At 38.2% G+C, this 15,506-nt stretch carries 19 protein-coding genes and 1 pseudogene; 2 read left to right on the forward strand and 18 right to left on the reverse strand.

Annotated features, from left to right (window positions below):
* Nucleotides 1-74: 74 nt before the first annotated feature.
* The 5 genes from AC2Q9J_RS01815 to AC2Q9J_RS01835 all read right to left on the reverse strand — a co-directional run bounded on the left by AC2Q9J_RS01815 (nt 75) and on the right by AC2Q9J_RS01835 (nt 2,383).
* On the reverse strand, nt 75-290 hold the full coding sequence (locus AC2Q9J_RS01815; protein ID WP_499036805.1) for a DUF6366 family protein: 216 nt from the start codon (nt 288-290) through the stop codon (nt 75-77).
* A gap of 101 nt (nt 291-391) precedes the next feature.
* Nucleotides 392-826 (reverse strand): NUDIX domain-containing protein, encoded by a 435-nt coding sequence (locus tag AC2Q9J_RS01820; protein WP_499036807.1) that lies wholly within the window; start codon nt 824-826, stop codon nt 392-394.
* Between the two features lie 142 nt (nt 827-968).
* Nucleotides 969-1,391 (reverse strand): hypothetical protein, encoded by a 423-nt coding sequence (locus tag AC2Q9J_RS01825; RefSeq protein ID WP_499036809.1) that lies wholly within the window; start codon nt 1,389-1,391, stop codon nt 969-971.
* 59 nt (nt 1,392-1,450) lie between these two features.
* The gene (locus AC2Q9J_RS01830) at nt 1,451-1,825 is read right to left on the reverse strand and encodes a YciI family protein (protein WP_341202465.1); all 375 of its coding nucleotides are present in this window, start codon (nt 1,823-1,825) and stop codon (nt 1,451-1,453) included.
* A gap of 63 nt (nt 1,826-1,888) precedes the next feature.
* Nucleotides 1,889-2,383: a DinB family protein gene (locus AC2Q9J_RS01835; protein ID WP_499036811.1), complete on the reverse strand. Its 495-nt coding sequence runs from the start codon at nt 2,381-2,383 to the stop codon at nt 1,889-1,891.
* Nucleotides 2,384-2,721: 338 nt separating this feature from the next.
* On the opposite strand from AC2Q9J_RS01835, the gene AC2Q9J_RS01840 reads away from it, so the two are divergent.
* A complete protein-coding gene (locus AC2Q9J_RS01840) occupies nt 2,722-3,474 on the forward strand; it encodes a class I SAM-dependent methyltransferase (RefSeq protein ID WP_499036813.1) in 753 nt (250 codons plus the stop codon).
* 272 nt (nt 3,475-3,746) lie between these two features.
* Here AC2Q9J_RS01840 and AC2Q9J_RS01845 read toward each other — a convergent pair whose 3' ends face one another.
* From AC2Q9J_RS01845 to AC2Q9J_RS01875, 7 genes and pseudogenes are all read right to left on the reverse strand, one after another.
* The gene (locus AC2Q9J_RS01845; RefSeq protein ID WP_499036814.1) at nt 3,747-4,091 is read right to left on the reverse strand and encodes a hypothetical protein; all 345 of its coding nucleotides are present in this window, start codon (nt 4,089-4,091) and stop codon (nt 3,747-3,749) included.
* Between the two features lie 227 nt (nt 4,092-4,318).
* The gene (locus tag AC2Q9J_RS01850) at nt 4,319-4,591 is read right to left on the reverse strand and encodes a hypothetical protein (RefSeq protein ID WP_499036816.1); all 273 of its coding nucleotides are present in this window, start codon (nt 4,589-4,591) and stop codon (nt 4,319-4,321) included.
* A gap of 478 nt (nt 4,592-5,069) precedes the next feature.
* Nucleotides 5,070-5,459, reverse strand: coding sequence for a hypothetical protein (locus AC2Q9J_RS01855; protein ID WP_499036818.1), 390 nt, complete (start codon nt 5,457-5,459; stop codon nt 5,070-5,072).
* 865 nt (nt 5,460-6,324) lie between these two features.
* Complete coding sequence (locus AC2Q9J_RS01860; protein WP_341202459.1) at nt 6,325-6,606, reverse strand: hypothetical protein; 282 nt, start codon at nt 6,604-6,606, stop codon at nt 6,325-6,327.
* 158 nt (nt 6,607-6,764) lie between these two features.
* On the reverse strand, nt 6,765-6,923 hold the full coding sequence (locus AC2Q9J_RS01865; RefSeq protein ID WP_341202458.1) for a hypothetical protein: 159 nt from the start codon (nt 6,921-6,923) through the stop codon (nt 6,765-6,767).
* 363 nt (nt 6,924-7,286) lie between these two features.
* Nucleotides 7,287-8,228, reverse strand: coding sequence for a DUF4871 domain-containing protein (locus AC2Q9J_RS01870; protein ID WP_499036820.1), 942 nt, complete (start codon nt 8,226-8,228; stop codon nt 7,287-7,289).
* Nucleotides 8,209-8,685: pseudogene (locus tag AC2Q9J_RS01875) on the reverse strand (RNA polymerase sigma factor); the annotation flags it as partial. The pseudogene AC2Q9J_RS01875 and the gene AC2Q9J_RS01870, both read right to left, overlap by 20 nt.
* 345 nt (nt 8,686-9,030) lie before the next feature.
* On the opposite strand from AC2Q9J_RS01875, the gene AC2Q9J_RS01880 reads away from it, so the two are divergent.
* Nucleotides 9,031-9,807 carry a class I SAM-dependent DNA methyltransferase gene (locus AC2Q9J_RS01880; RefSeq protein WP_499036822.1) on the forward strand — a complete coding sequence of 259 codons (777 nt, stop codon included), beginning with the start codon at nt 9,031-9,033 and terminating at the stop codon, nt 9,805-9,807.
* Nucleotides 9,808-10,125: 318 nt separating this feature from the next.
* On the opposite strand, the gene AC2Q9J_RS01885 is transcribed toward AC2Q9J_RS01880, so the two are convergent.
* The 6 genes from AC2Q9J_RS01885 to thiO form a co-directional block, all read right to left on the reverse strand.
* Nucleotides 10,126-11,436 carry an LLM class flavin-dependent oxidoreductase gene (locus AC2Q9J_RS01885; protein WP_499036824.1) on the reverse strand — a complete coding sequence of 437 codons (1,311 nt, stop codon included), beginning with the start codon at nt 11,434-11,436 and terminating at the stop codon, nt 10,126-10,128.
* A gap of 79 nt (nt 11,437-11,515) precedes the next feature.
* Nucleotides 11,516-12,268, reverse strand: a complete 753-nt coding sequence (locus tag AC2Q9J_RS01890; protein WP_499036826.1) for a 3-oxoacyl-ACP reductase — start codon at nt 12,266-12,268, stop codon at nt 11,516-11,518.
* Between the two features lie 101 nt (nt 12,269-12,369).
* Nucleotides 12,370-13,389 carry a thiazole biosynthesis adenylyltransferase ThiF gene (locus tag AC2Q9J_RS01895; protein ID WP_499036828.1) on the reverse strand — a complete coding sequence of 340 codons (1,020 nt, stop codon included), beginning with the start codon at nt 13,387-13,389 and terminating at the stop codon, nt 12,370-12,372.
* Complete coding sequence (locus AC2Q9J_RS01900; RefSeq protein ID WP_203334440.1) at nt 13,386-14,153, reverse strand: thiazole synthase; 768 nt, start codon at nt 14,151-14,153, stop codon at nt 13,386-13,388. The genes AC2Q9J_RS01895 and AC2Q9J_RS01900 overlap by 4 nt, the downstream gene beginning before the upstream one ends.
* Before the next feature lie 2 nt (nt 14,154-14,155).
* A complete protein-coding gene (thiS, locus tag AC2Q9J_RS01905; protein ID WP_154750182.1) occupies nt 14,156-14,359 on the reverse strand; it encodes a sulfur carrier protein ThiS in 204 nt (67 codons plus the stop codon).
* A gap of 13 nt (nt 14,360-14,372) precedes the next feature.
* On the reverse strand, nt 14,373-15,500 hold the full coding sequence (gene thiO / locus AC2Q9J_RS01910; RefSeq protein WP_499036831.1) for a glycine oxidase ThiO: 1,128 nt from the start codon (nt 15,498-15,500) through the stop codon (nt 14,373-14,375).
* Nucleotides 15,501-15,506: the final 6 nt, after the last annotated feature.

Consider the following 15,506-nt stretch of genomic DNA (forward strand, 5'->3'; position numbering starts at 1 on the left):
AAAACAAATATTTTCATGCAAAATAAAAAGAAGAAACTCCATTTAAAGTTCCTCCTCATCGAAGAATTATACTGCTAGTTGAAAAACAGACTGTATACGACGTACCCAAAAAATAACACGATTATTAGTACACCTGTGCCTTTCCATCCCATTCCACCTGCTGAATCCGTTAAATTCCCAATGCCGGATCCCCTGTCCATTCCATCACGAAATGAGCCGCAAGGATTACTGTTTAATTCATTCTGTCTTAAGCGCTCTCTTCCATCTTCAGGTGTTTTTTTAGATTCCAATTTGGGTCCTCCTTTTCCATTAATGATCATTCAAGCAAAATATACTCATACTTCTGAAAGGATCCTTTTAAATATGGATTTAATGATAATTTAATTCAATACTATAAAATACTTAAATGCTGCTTTATTAAGTACAAATGGTGCTCATGCAAAAGATTCTTTTCCATTTCATCGTAATCAACCCAGCACATTATTTCTTTTTCAACCGGTTCAGCCACCTTTTCCAACAGTTCAGCTGCGTATAAAAATCCGATATTGTGCTGAGAATCATTAGGATATTTTGATGAAACCCAATGTCTCTCAGCTTTGCCTATGCTTTTAACGATTTGAATTTCATGGCCTGTTTCTTCTATACTCTCTCTTAATAACGCATTTTCAGGAGATTCCCCTTCATCAACCCCACCTCCAACTAAAAATAAAAGACCATCCAAATCTTTGACACATAAAAATTGCTGTTGGTCATTTTGAATGACAGCATATGCTCCAATTCTCTTCCAATAATTCAATTTAAGATCACGTTCACCAAATGTCTTCATTCTCTGCCTCCAAATAAAATAGAAAGTTGTTAGCTCTTCTTGTTTTCCAAAAATATTAAGTAAGTTTTATAGTTAAGGTATTAAAGATTAATATGCAAGTTGCAATTAGTGTATTAATTAGTAGATATAATTATTTTTACAGTCAAAACTTATCAAAGAATGGGAAACCAAAAACAACTATAAAAGGAAGAGGTATAATTATTAACCTGATAATTAGAGACTCAATTCCGTTTGCAAATAAGAACGTCAGTGAACCAACAATTGATGCCATTAAAAATCCTATATAGTGCCCGTCTGCCACTACCCATTCTAATACAATCCCTAATACTAGACCTATCGCTAAGAAGACTAAAAAATTTTTATTAGTTAAATGCGATTTATTCTTTTGTAAGTACAAATATAAAAATCCAATTAAACCTCCTATATAAGCAAACATTAGCACAGTCGCAGTGAAGATATAAAAAGTGCTGAAGTTAATAAAACTGCCAAAGCTGATTAAATGATAAATTGCAAATGTAAAAACGGATAATACAGCAGCTAAAGAAGAACCAACCAAATATTTCAAAAAGCTCTCCCCCTCTATATCATAAATCTTGAAGCAAAGGGCCTGCAGCTGCATGCCCATTATTCTTTTAAGTCGAAGGAGTCGATTGCACGAATTTCAATTTCCCATCCAAGCTGTTCTCCTCGACTGACCTGTACAGTGGGGTGCAACGAAGCTATTTGAACTGCTTTTTCAATGTTTTCTGCTTCCAGTATAAAAGCACTGCCAATTATTTTCTCCAGCTGGGTTAACTGGCCTGTACCAACTTCTATCTCCCCATCCACCCGTCTTAAGCTCTTTACTTCTTCTCCAACTCCAGTATCTACCAACACATGACCACTGTTGTATAATTCCTTGAGATGAGGCTGGCACTCCAGCATGATGTCATCCACTTCATCCTTTTGTAATACATCCATCTTCTCCTTATTCAAGTAACCCAAGCACAGGTACTTCATCCAAAAACCTCCTTCTTTAACATATTTATTACTTTAATAAGTTTGCTGATTAATCGATGCCGTTCATAGAAAATTTTCCAGCTCTTTTTTCTGGCGCAAGTGGTGGCGGGAATGCATTTCTATCAGTTCAAGCCATTCCTTAGCATTCAGCCAGCCAAAACCTCCATGTTCAACTTTTTTATTTGGATGGATTAAAGCCAAATTGGACTCCCATTGCACCAACCTTTCAATGACTTCTTCCATTCTTGTCTCCAGTATTTCTTTACTATCAGTATTGTTTGGAGGAGCATTCATTTCATCAGGAAGTCTAATCTTAATTGGCGGGAATCCACCATCTTCAAATAATCGCTCTCCAGCTGGAGTTTTACCGAATGGCTGGCATTCAGATAATGAAGCACAAATTTGTGCATTATCAATATACTCATGCGCTACTAGAATAATATGATCATACATCTGCCCGATGGACCACACACCTTCCCGAGGTATATGCCGCAACTGTTCTTGAGAGTACTTGCCCAACTCGTTTTTGAAAATGGAAAGCACTTCTTTCCCGTTCATTTTCTTCCTCCTAGATAGTCCTTTAAAAATTCCAATATTCAGACTTTGTTTTATCGATAATTGTACCATAATTATTCTGGAGTCTTCTTTTGAACATGTTTAATATAATATTGGAGTTGTACAGAATACAGTGGAAAACCGATGCTAAGTTGCAATGATTCCCCCCCTTTATTTTACAATTAGTTTTATTGTTGCTTCTGGCAAGCAACAATATGGTCCCCATTCATTTTCATGAAGAATTACGAAATGATAGAAGAGCTTTTCCATCCATAGCAACAAAGAATAGGCAGGATAAAATTTTCTTTTCGAGAATCTAATTAGTGAATGGAGGCAGAAAAATGAAAACGGAGATTTTAACTCAGAATCAAAAAAGTTGGAATACAGTTGCCGGCCACTTTAATGGCATTGATGCTTTACCGAGCTTCGGTCCCTTTACCCAAACCGACGAAGAACTGCAATTGTTTGAAGCAATTCAAGATAAAAAGGTGCTGGATATCGGCTGTGGCAGCGGCCATTCCCTCGCTTATATGAAAGCACAAGGTGCTGAAGAATTATGGGGAGTTGATTTTTCAGAGAAGCAAATCGATACTGCAAAGGAAACTTTAAGAGGACTTCAGGCAAACTTGCACTGTGCAGCGATGGAAGAAGATATCGCTCTTCCGAAAGAATATTTTGACGTTGTTTACTCCATCTATGCCATAGGATGGACGACAGATTTGGACAGCACGTTTAAGTTAATATATTCCTACTTAAAACCCGGCGGCTATTACCTGTTTAGCTGGGATTATCCGTTTTACCCTCATCTAAATAGTAAAAATGGGCTTATTTCACTGACAGGCTCCTATCAGGCAGAAGGTATGACACGATACGACAATTTTAAAGGGGAAGATGCGCCGGTTGTTATTCCACAGCGTAAGTTCAGTACATATTTGAATTCATTGATTAAATCAGGCTTCACCATTGAAGAAGTCGTCGAGACGGACGTGCCGCTCCAACTGAAGAACATAAAACCGGAAGTATCCGACCGCTATTATTCACTTTACAAAGCACAAAAGTTTCCAACCACGATGATCATTAAAGCGAGAAAGTAAATACACATATAGGCGAAAGAGGAAGAGCAGTGCTGAATTGCACTGCTCTACTTTTTATATTTGCAATTAGTTCTGGTAAGCAATTATAGGTGAACTAAAATTCTCCCAATATACTTCAACATTTTCGTCTGAAAGGTTATTAACCCAGTCGGATTTTTTCTTATTAGATTTATAAATAATGCCTTCAAAATCAAAGGATTTATTGCAATAGCCTTTTAATAATCAAATGTGCACACTGCTTTCCTTCAGTACAATCCGGTTGTTTCTTCCTCTCACTCAATTACCTGGATTTTAACCGCTAACATTTCTTTTGATTCATGCAGAATTCCTTCTTCAAGTAAAACTTCTACAGTTTGGTTTAGTTTCAAATCTGTTAACTCTTTTTCCTGTTCATTAATTATCACGCGTGTCTCATCGCTGACTTTCACAATAAAAGAAGGATATTCTGCTGTAAGATCTTGTAAGTCCTTATATACCACCAATTCATCTCCGTTAATTTCAGAAATAACAACTTCCTCTCCATTGTTTTCTGTCACGGTTTCCAAAGTTTTATTCGTTGTACACCTAGTTAAGACTAGTAGAGCCAGAAGCAAAATACTTACAGAAAACCGTTTCATATTAACACTCCAATTTTATTATATATGGAATAATTTAGAATGATAAAAAGAAGAATGGCTGGGCCAGTCATAACCCTTAAGAAGTGAACAGTTCAATTTTCCTTCCAATTAACCCAAGGTATGTAAAATAAAATTTTCCGATGAATCTTATATAATTATTTCTTAAATAAGGCTTAAATTCTTAGTGGATTTTGATTGAAGCAGTATAAAGTTTCTGACGGTGATCATTAACAAATTGAAGCTTCAATCATTTCAATATCACCATTTTCTCCATCAACAGAATCAATGCCCTCCTCACAATTTTCTTCATTTTCCCACTCGACTATATAATTATTCTTTTCCAGTTCTATTGAAAGTATTTTGACGTTGCCGATGTGTCCAGCGTGGTATTTAATGACACTGGATTTCGCCTGTTCTTCTGACACTTTCAATTCAGGGCTGTTACAACCGCCTACAATAAAAATTAGTAAGACAAATATAGCAGAAACTGTTTTCTTCATTTCCTGTCCCCCTAGCTACTTACTTGAACTTAATCTTAAAACAAATAACTTTTAGTAAATATTTTTTCTTTTCTATTTTCAATTAGTCGCTACAAAACCAGTAATGTTTCATTTTTATAAATCATTTTACTAATGAGCTTAGCCTGATCATTTTAATGTAAAAACTGTTTGAAAAAGTATACTTATATAGACTAAAAAGGAGAGAAGACCGAAGTATTCGTATCTTCTCTCCTTGATGTCTTAAATCAGCTTCAGATAATAGCTTGTCTGTTAACTAACTTATTCGGCATTCTGTTTATAAGATAATAAGAGGCGCAGTTTTAATGTTTCTCAGCCGCCACTAAGGAATTGGAACTTTGAACAATCTTCATATTGAGTTCTTTACCATCTTTTATCATATTAGACACCCTAAAGCGAAATTTCTTATCTTTTTCCTGCCATTTCAATCTTACCTTTTATAGTGGCCGCTTATTATAAGTTAATAAATCACTCGGTCTTCTTCATTTTTTAAACTAGAAAGCTCATTTCCTTCCTGATTACTTTTTAGCATTCTTTCTATCGGAAGGTAAAGCATAAACAAAGGTGCCAACAGGTATACGAATTCTCTAATCAGACTAAAATTTACCGGTGTCCAATTAACTGCCCCCACTGTCACCCCAATTAGCATACCTGCTATTATGGAACTTATGGCACCACTCTTCACAACATTCATTTTCCATTGATAAAAAACATTAATTGCTCCGACTACTACTAGAAATGCCCAAAAATAGGTTAAACCAGGTGATGATATTCGATCAAAAAAAGAGTCCCATAAAAAGACTGGCAGCACATACAATAAACTCACTACAAGATACAACCATTTCTTCATAGTTTTTGCTCCTTTCTGTAATAATTTTTCCAGAACTAAATTCTTCCATATTTCTACTTTATCAAAGATTTATAGTAAATCCCACAACAAGATCAGAATTATCAGAATATATGTATGGAAATTGATAACCGTATATAAATAGGCAAAGTAACTCGGGCTTTAAATATACTGTGCCTTTTTCCAACGCCAAGCTACAAGATTTTTATCCTTTCATTAAATTGCAGATAAAGTGACTAATTTATTTTGTCTTATAGCTAACTCTTGAGTTCCTTTTTAAATACTGAGTGTAACGAAAGATCGTTTTAAAAAAAGTATATTTTCACAAAAAGTACGAAGGGAGAGAAGATATACAGCTTCCGATAAATTGATGATGTATAAACCTATGTACTTAGAAATTCGAACGTTAAAACATAACAAAACAGGCTCAGGTTTCGCTCCCTTAGTATTTTATTAACTTAACTATTCTGGGTGGGAAAATGTCTTTATTAGTAGAAAAAAATTTCAAAAGTGCTCTGAGGCAATATTATCAAATGCCGGATTTCTTCAAAATATCGATTACCCATGCTGTAACCAGTATGTTGAAACTCTTCTTCAGTCGGCTTTAATCTGACCATCTATAAAAAACCTTCTATTTTATCTTCTAAGTGAACTTCATTTAAAAATGGAATTCCAGAAATCCCCGCTCTTCATTATATTCAAATTATAGAGGAAAAAGGCAAGGCGACTCGAATATGCCGGCCTTGCCTTTTTGTTTAATTGTATGTATTTAAAAAAACTTTTATATAAATCCTTAATTGGATTAGGTGATTGTCCCATTAAAGCACCCGTTTAATAGACTTGAAAAAATATAATTCTAAAACGGAACTTAATATCCTCCATTAAACCAATAGATGAAACCCGCTATACAATATATTATCACTGAAGCCGGCACTGCAAGACTGAATAAAATCAGTGTTTTCTTTTCTTTATTCTCTTTCAACGCATTAAAGTGAATTCCTAATGTAATGACAGATAATATAATAGTCGCATTTTGATAAAATGAAGTTAATTTATAGATCGGTTCCCAGGCTAATAAACTGTAAATAACAGATATTAGAATAAAAATGGATGTTACTATTGCTAAATGAGTGTTAGTGAATTTTTTCATATATCGTCTCCTTATCTTAGAATTCTATTCAACTATCCTGCCCAGATCTACGAAAAGGTTCTAATGAAAATTGCATATAAGAATAACTGTTCGTAAAAGGACACTTATACTAAAAGGGAGAGAAGATGTGATAGTGTTCGCATCTTCTCTGCTTCCTTTTAATTTTCCCTTTTCTCTCCTGCCTTCATAGCAATTAGGGCCAGGGTGCTTACAAGGGCTATTCCATACATAATAGTTTTACTTGTTTCTCCCCAGGTGTCTATGGCCGCAATAGTAATTGCTATCATTAAAAAAATATAGATTAAATAAGTTTTCATATTATAAATCCCCCTTAATCACAGAAATTTTTATCTAGTCAACGGTAGCGTGGTTCTAAATTCTATCTAATTGCACTTAATTTAAATTTACTTTCTAGTCTTTGCACCAAAATCCCATCAGAATTTTTTAAAAAAGATTTTTAAGTTTTTATATCTTTAAAACTAGAATTTAACGTCTTAGGTTAAATATACTTAGAATTCTAATGAATAGCTAGATAATTCTGGAAATATAACCGCTCGTAAAAGTACACTTTTACAGACAAAAAAGGAAGAAGCTTTTTCTAGCTCCTTCCCTTCCAATAAGTGCTGATATATGGTGTCTGTTTCTGTAATATGAACGAGCTGAAGCCATTACTTTTCCAACTACTGCTCATGCACTTCCACATATACCGTGCCCATGATCTTGTCATTAATAACCGCCTCTAACTTCCACATCCCCGTTTCCGGCAGGGACATAAGAGTCGGAACATGGTGATCGGCGCCATTATTCGGGCTTGGAATCAATACATCTCCCTCAGGAACCACTTCAATTCCCTCGATGCTGTTCTCATGCGTTCCAACCACTTTGAACGGACCGGTAAGCTCTGTCTGGCTTCCCCAGAAATGCCACATGTACTTTTGGGGTTTATTTTCATAGAAGCGGACCACTTCACCGCCATCATAAATAAAGCCTGCTTTTTCTTCTTCACCGATCATCGTATAGCTGCCCGATTCAAATAAAGGGCTTTCTTGCCATTTCGAATCATCGGTTTTTGTCAGTATCAGGCTTTCCTGTTGACCTTCCCATTCAATTGTTCCAGCGATTTCATCCTCTTTCGAATACAACGTACAGGTCGTACACGTCCCAAAATCTACGTCTGCATAACTACCCTCTTCACCCAATAAAAGTGAGCCACCAAAGGATTCTTGGTCTTTATTGTATACAAACCGATAAGTGGCTTCCTCAGGCTTAGTTCCTTCCCCGATATACTCAATGGTCATAAACGCTTCCCGTCCATCATCTTCTATCCCCTTTTGGGTATAGGTTACTTTCAAGCTGTTGCTCTCATCGGAAAAGTTCATCACAGCTCTTTCCCCTTGTCCCAATGGTGCAACCGAGGACTCCTGTCCTTCTTGGATAAGCGTAACAGCGAGGAATGACGCGACTGCAATCAACAGGAGTGCAAAAATGGCAGCAAACCGAAACGTATTCATTTGTCTTCGTGGAGTGTTAAAAACGGCACGCCGCATTTTTTCCTTCGATTCCTTGGACAGTGAAACAGCGTTCGACAGCCGCTGGAACTCCTCATCTTGTCGATTGTTCATAATTCACCCCTCCTTGCTTCTTCATGGAATCCTTCAATGACACCAAAGCTCGGGAAAGCTGCATCTTCACTTTGCTTTCGCTCCATCCAAGAACTTCAGCGGTTTCTTTGACAGACAGCAGTTGGATTTTCCGGAGAATGATCACTTTCTGATGGCTCATCTTCAACGTGGAAATCGTCCGGTACAATTCCTTCAGATCATCTTGCTCCAGAAAAGCGGCTTCTGCGCTTTTCATGTTTATGGGCGAATCGAACAGAGTGGAAACCGGGTGCTTTTTCCGGAAATGATTCATCGTCGTCGTATAGGCAATCCGGTACAGCCATGTCCGGACTGCGGAATCTCCCTTAAATTTCCCTGAGTGGAGAAAAGCTTTAATAAAGGTGTCCTGCGTCAGGTCTTCTGCCGTTCCGCGGTTCTTTACCATAAACAAAATGTATTTGTATATCTCTTCCGCATAGTCTTCGAACCACGATTCTGTTTACATAAGATCACCGTCCTCTTATCTAATTAGACACATAAGTGCATCCTTCCGTCACAGCTTTTTAAATTTTTTTATAAAAGTCTTGTATTCATCCATAAAGAAATATTCAAAGAAGTCCAGATATAACTGTAAAGGGAGAGAAGATGTGGTTAACCATCTTCTCTCCCTTCGTATTCAAAAAACTTCCGATAAGCGATCATATGTTAACTCTTTTTTCACCTTCGAGTTTTTTGTTTATTCAATTTTCTTCCTCCCTCTTATGCTATACTTAAAGGACTTTCTTTAAATTTTTAGCAAAATATTTATAAAGGTGGAAAAATATTGAACAGATTAAAAGAAGATATATTTAAAAGTAATTTTGAGAAATACGAAAATCCGGAATATTACGATTTAGAATATCAAGATTATCTAAATGATTTGCCATTCCTTGTTGAGTGGGCTAACAAACAAAAAGGTACAATAGTCGATTTAGGATGTGGGACTGGAAGAGTAACTATTCCTTTAGCTCAACAAGGTCACAAACTAATCGGTGTAGATCTTCACGAAGGAATGCTGAATCAGGCCAGAAAAAAAACTGCAAATAATTCTTTATCAGTGGAATGGACTTTACAAGATTGTACAAAACTCTCTCTCAATGTATTAGTCCCTCTAATGTATATGACAGGAAATTCATTTCAGCACTTTCTCACGAATGAATCGCAAAATCAATTATTGCAGTCCATTCATAATCATCTAGAAGAAAACGGTGTTTTTATTTTTAATACTAGATTCCCTATTTTAAATGAACTGGCTGAAGTCGAAGAATCTACACGGGTTTATCTAGATAAACGCAGCAGAAAAATCCGGGAAAAAACTATAGAAACTTATCGTCCATTAACTCAGATTTTGCACTGCACATCAGTCCGAGAAATACTTGAAGGAACTGGAGTCGGCTCAATAGAACAAGACAGCATTTCTTTACGCTACGTATTCCCTCTTGAAATGGAGAGGTTACTCACGCAAAATGGTTTCGCTATACTTGAAACCTATAGTTCGTGGAAAAAAGAACCCCTAAAAAATTCTAGCACCGAAATGATTTATGTTTGTATAAAAAAATAAAGCCAGGAATAGTTTATTTTATCCCGACTTCAATCGCATAGAATATTTGAAAGTTAAAAGGCTCAACCTAGAGCCTTTTTTTCTTATATTAGGTGGGTAAATTCTCCAACTTCCGATAACCTCATGATATGTAAACCAATTACCTCATTAGAAAATTGTTTTGGTAAGTAAAAAAATTGCAGTGAATGGCAGTTAAAAATGTCGCTTGCCAAAGCACCTTTTTCTACTTGTTTAATTTTGCAGCAAAGGCCAGTTCACCCGTTGTCTTAGCCATTTAAAAAACAGTTTCTGCCCCCAGTTCAGTCCCTTTAATCTAATTCATCGTGTTAATCCTAAATGCTCACGGAAAGTATGCCCTTCATATTGCTTTCTGAAGATGCCTCTTTTTTGCATTTCAGGAACAACGAGTTCAACAAAGTCCTCTAAACTACCGGGCAGTGTAGGAGGCATAAGGTTAAATCCGTCAGCAACACCCGCCTCAACCCAAATCTCCATCTGATCCACAATTTTCTCAGGCGTACCAATAAGCGTGAAATGCCCACCGCCTGCATTAAGATATCCTAATAGTTCTTTTACTGTAGGTTCGGTATCCTTAATAATTTCAAGTATTGTTTCGTATCGGCCAATTGGACCTGTGAATTCTTCTACAGGAGGCAATGGGGGCACTTTTAGATCAATTTCCCAATTAGAACAATCTTGCTGGAGAAAGAAACCCAACTGTTTTAAAGCGGTTTCCACAGGCAACTTTTCATCTAATGAAGATTTTTTGGCAAGAGCTTCTTCATTCGTACGGCCCACATAAGTGACTAAGCCCGGGAATACTTTGATATGCCGATCACTGGCCTCATTTTGCTTAATCTGTTCATCCAACTTTTTTCGGTACTTCTTTGCTTGATTTAAGTTCCATGACACTGAATAGACTGCATCTGCATATTTCGCAGCTAATGCAATACCTTGTTCAGAGGCTCCTGCTTGCATGGCCACCGGTCTGCCTTGAGGGCTTTTTGGCGTCGTGGATGGTCCCTTCACTTTGAAATAAGTGCCATTATGGTTGACTGGCCGTATATTGTCAGGGTTTATCAACTGTCTTTCTGATCGATCGTACAGAAACTCATTGCTGTCCCATGATAGAAATAATTTATTCATGAGAGCAGCAAATTCATCAGCCTTTTTATACCGTTCATCACGGGGAGGCAGTTTGCTCATACTGTGATTTAACGCTTCCTCATCCCTCATTGAAGTGACCAGATTCCATCCGACACGGCCTTTAGTAATATGATCCAGACTCAACAGCTGCCTTGAAGCAGTGAAGGGGTTGGAAAAGGTGCTAGAGATTGTTGAAACTAATCCCACGTAATTCGTCACTTGTGAGATGGCTGTTAAATTGACCACTGGATCCAGCCAAAATGCCGGCATTTCATTTGAATCTTTGGCAAGGAACGATTGATTGTCAGCAAAAAACACTGCATCAAAGCACCCTTTTTCAGCCAACTGCGCCAAGGATTGGTAATAAGAAATGTCCCCAACGCGGTCCACACTTGAGTCAGGCATTAACCAAGCAGCCTGATGATGTCCGCATCCATACAGTAAGATTCCTAAATGGAGTTGTTTCCTTTGAGTTTCTTTCATTAGTTATCTCGCTCCCTAAGTCATGGTTGGCTGTTTAAAAAACCTCTTTTTATAAAGCTATCCTTTGTAAGTGAAATTATTAGTTCATTGTCAACCCACCGTCTACTGTTATATTCTGGCCTGTAATACCGTCAGCATTTTCTGAAGATAAATAAGCGACCATATTGGCTACATCTTCAGGCGTTGTTACTTTCTTCAATGGCGTTGATTGAGCAATTAAATCGAATACTTCCGGGGTTGTAACAGAACTTGCATCAGTCGTTTTTAATAAGCCACCTGAAACCACATTTGCTTTTATGCCGTATTGTCCCAGTTCCGAAGCGAGATTACGTGTAAAACCAATTAATCCAGCTTTAGCTGTTGTATATTCATGGTAGGGTACAACAGGGTTTTGATATAAATTGGTGCCGATACTTATAATGCTTCCATTTTGCCGTTCCATAAATTGAGGCATAACGCTTTGAACTACATTAAATGCTGCCTTTAAAGTACCATCCAGCTGTTTTTGATAATCTTCCCAAGTAAGTTCAGTAAAAGATTTCTGTTTGGTTGGATCAAATTTGAAGTCCACCAATGCATTGTTGACTACGACATCTATTTGGCCAAAATATTCCGTTGCTTTTTTTACTAGCGCATCAACTTCTTTGCGGTTTGTGACATCGGCACAAATTGCAATAGCATTATCCTTCCCTAGCTCAAAAACAAGCTCTTCAGCAGCATCTTTGCTCTTATAATAATTGATAACCACTTTAAACCCTTGTTGCACCAATGTTTTTGCAATAGAAGCTCCTAATCCTCTACTACTACCTGTTACCAATACTGTTCTGTTCATTGTAACCACTCCTTCTTTTTAGTCTTTCTGAATCTTAAATAATTTAGTAAGAGATCAATAAAGAATTTGCAAGCACACTTAAACATTCAGATAAATGCACATTAACCTAGATATCGGTGATATAAAGATTTAGCTTCAGGAATGCTTTTCGTTCCATGAATTAAAACACGGCCATCCTTAAAAATGACAAGGCGATGCTCTGCGGTCGAGAAAGACAGCAGATATGGGTTGCGTGAAACCTTTCCCAGCTGTCTGGACAAGGCTGTATCCAAGCTTTCCAAGTCTCTGTCTATCGGTTGGGAAGGACGGATCTGAACCGTATCCCTACCGCATAAAACGGCGGTTTTTGTTTGGTTTGAGAAAGAAAGATAAGGATAAGAACGCTCCGCTCCGCAAGAAGGGCAATCCTCTCTTTTAATCTTATCGACGTTAATAGATGATTGGTGATTTTGCCATAGATCGAAGGAGACCAGCTTGTTCCTTAAATGAAGTCTATCTTCAACTAAAATTTTTAATGCCTCTGAAATTTGGAAAGACAGGACCATTTGGACAGCAGGGCTGATGATTCCCACCGTATCACATGTAATTCCTCCCATAGGCACCTTCTCTAATAAGCAATTTAGACAAGGGGTTTCACTCGGAAGAATGGTATAACTGATTCCATAACTTCCAACACATGCACTGTAAATCCAAGGAATCTGATATTTTTGGGAAATATCATTGATAATCATCCGGATATCAAAATTATCGCTGGCATCAAGAATCAGATCAACGCCTTCCACCAACCGTTCCATTTCTTCGACTGAGACATCCATGACATGACAGCAAATTTCCACTTCAGAATTAATAGCCGTTAGTCGTTTTTTAGCCGCCACCGCTTTTGGGATTCGCTGTTCTGCCTCCTCTTCGGTATAAAGCTGCTGACGCTGAAGATTGCTCCACTCCACATAGTCCCGATCTGCGATGGTAATTTTGCCGATCCCTGCCCGTACCAGCATTTCGGCACTTCCAGTTCCTAATGCGCCAGCACCGATTATCAAGACATGCTTGTTCCTCAATTTCTCTTGTCCTTTTATCCCTATCGGGGCAAAAAGCTCCTGTCGCGAGTATCGTCCATTCAACCGATGCTCATCCCTTCAAGCGGACTGCTGGCAGTGGCATACCGTTTTTTTGGAATTCGTCCCGCCTCAAATCCCAATCTTCCTGCTTCGATTGCAAGTCTCATGGCTCTAGCCATTTTTACTGGATCGTCCGCTCCAGATACAGCTGTATTTAGCAAAACGCCAGCCGCTCCCATTTCCATTGCAATCGCAGCATCAGATGGCGTTCCAATGCCGGCATCGACAATCACAGGAACATTTGCCTGTTCTATAATGAAAGAAAGATTCAATGGATTGATGATTCCCTGGCCAGAGCCTATGGGAGATGCACCGGGCATTATGGCGTGACAGCCCAGTTCTTCGAGCCGTCTTGCCAAAAGAACATCGTCTGATGTATACGGCAAGACAATAAACCCTTCTTTTAATAGTTGTTCTGATGCTTTTAACGTTTCAATTGGATCCGGCAGCAATGTTTTTTGGCAGCCGATTACTTCCACTTTAATCATGTCACAAAGGCCTGATGCCTTAGCCAGTTTTGCAATCCTTACCGCTTCTTCAGCAGTCTTGGCCCCAGCTGTATTTGGTAGTAAGGTATACTTTGAAATATCCAGGTTTTCTAGGAAATTCGGCTGGCTCGCTTCAAATATATTCATTCGTCGGACTGAGAACGTTAGAATCTCTGTACCCGACACATCTACCGCTGCTTTTTGGATCTCAAAGTCTGGATATTTGCCCGTGCCTAATAATAATCTTGATGAGAATTCATGGTTTCCTATCTTCAACATGTTCATCCGCCTCCTACAAAATGGACTAATTCAATTTTATCTTTATCGGAAATCAGAGTTTCTGCATGCTTTTCCTTCTCCAATATTTCAGCGTTTTTTTCAACAATTACTACTTTATTGTTCAACTCAAAATGCTGCAGCAGTTCGGCTATCGTTTTCACTGTATTGGGTACTTCTACTTGATCTCCATTTACCGTCAATATCATTTTCTTCACCTCATTATTGGATTGTTTTCCTGATTGACCGATCTACACGAAAAGGAGATATATCAATTGAAGGAGATTTTCCTTCAATCAAATCAGCCATCACCTCTCCGGTAATCGGAGACAGCAATATCCCATTTCTAAAATGGCCTGTCGCTATAAACAGCCCTTTGTACTCAGGATGTTCACCTAAATAAGGCAAGCCATCTGCCGTTTGCGGACGAATCCCGGTCCACGCTCTTTCCCACTCGCTCTGTGATATGGAAGGCACCAATTTTTTTGCATTCTCCATTAACGAAAAAATCCCCTCTAAAGTGACTTGTTGATTAAATGTATTCGGTACAGAGGTTGCTCCTATAATGATTCTTCCGTCTTTTTTCGGAACAAGATAGCAACCTGGCGTAAAGATTGTACTTGATAATAAGGGAAACTCTGTCCGTACAGAAAAACACTCACCTTTCACAGGATACATTTTGAGCTGTAAGCCTATCTTCATCAACAGCTTCTCGCTCCAAGCCCCTCCTGTTACTACAATGTTGCTGCTCATAAAATCGCCTTCATTCGTAACAACGCCATTGACTTTTCCATTTGCAATATGAAAGGAATGTACTTCTACATATTCTATAATCACGCAGCCAAGTGCTGAGGCAGATTTTAAAAATCCTAAAGCCAACTGCGGAGCTTCTACTTGTCCATCTCTCTCAAGATACATTGCGCCAATTACGTCATTGGACAATGCCGGCTCTCTTCTTCTCGCTTCTTCACCTGTAAGCAACTCGGCAAGTTCCCCGTTCTGTTTATGGATTCCACTGATCCGATGGTGTTCCTGCTGCTCCCGATCAGTTAAGGCAACCCTTAGCATTCCCTTTTTCACAAGTTCAATATCAACACCGCTGATCATATTCAGTTCATCTGCCAAGTCGTTAAACAACGCTCTGCTGGTTCTGGCTAATTGAAAAAGCGGCCCCTCTCCATCCAACTCGGCTTGGGCACCCAGCATCCCGGCTGCCGCTCCAGATGCTTTACTTGCAAGCCGGTCTTTTTCCAGCAATAAAACCTTCATTCCTCTTTTCGCCAAATTAAAAGCTATTGCTCCGCCATTGACTCCGCCACCGATTATAATGGCATCATACGGTTTATTCATTTAAAT

Source organism: Planococcus sp. RAB007_Raresut (genome assembly GCF_057369535.1).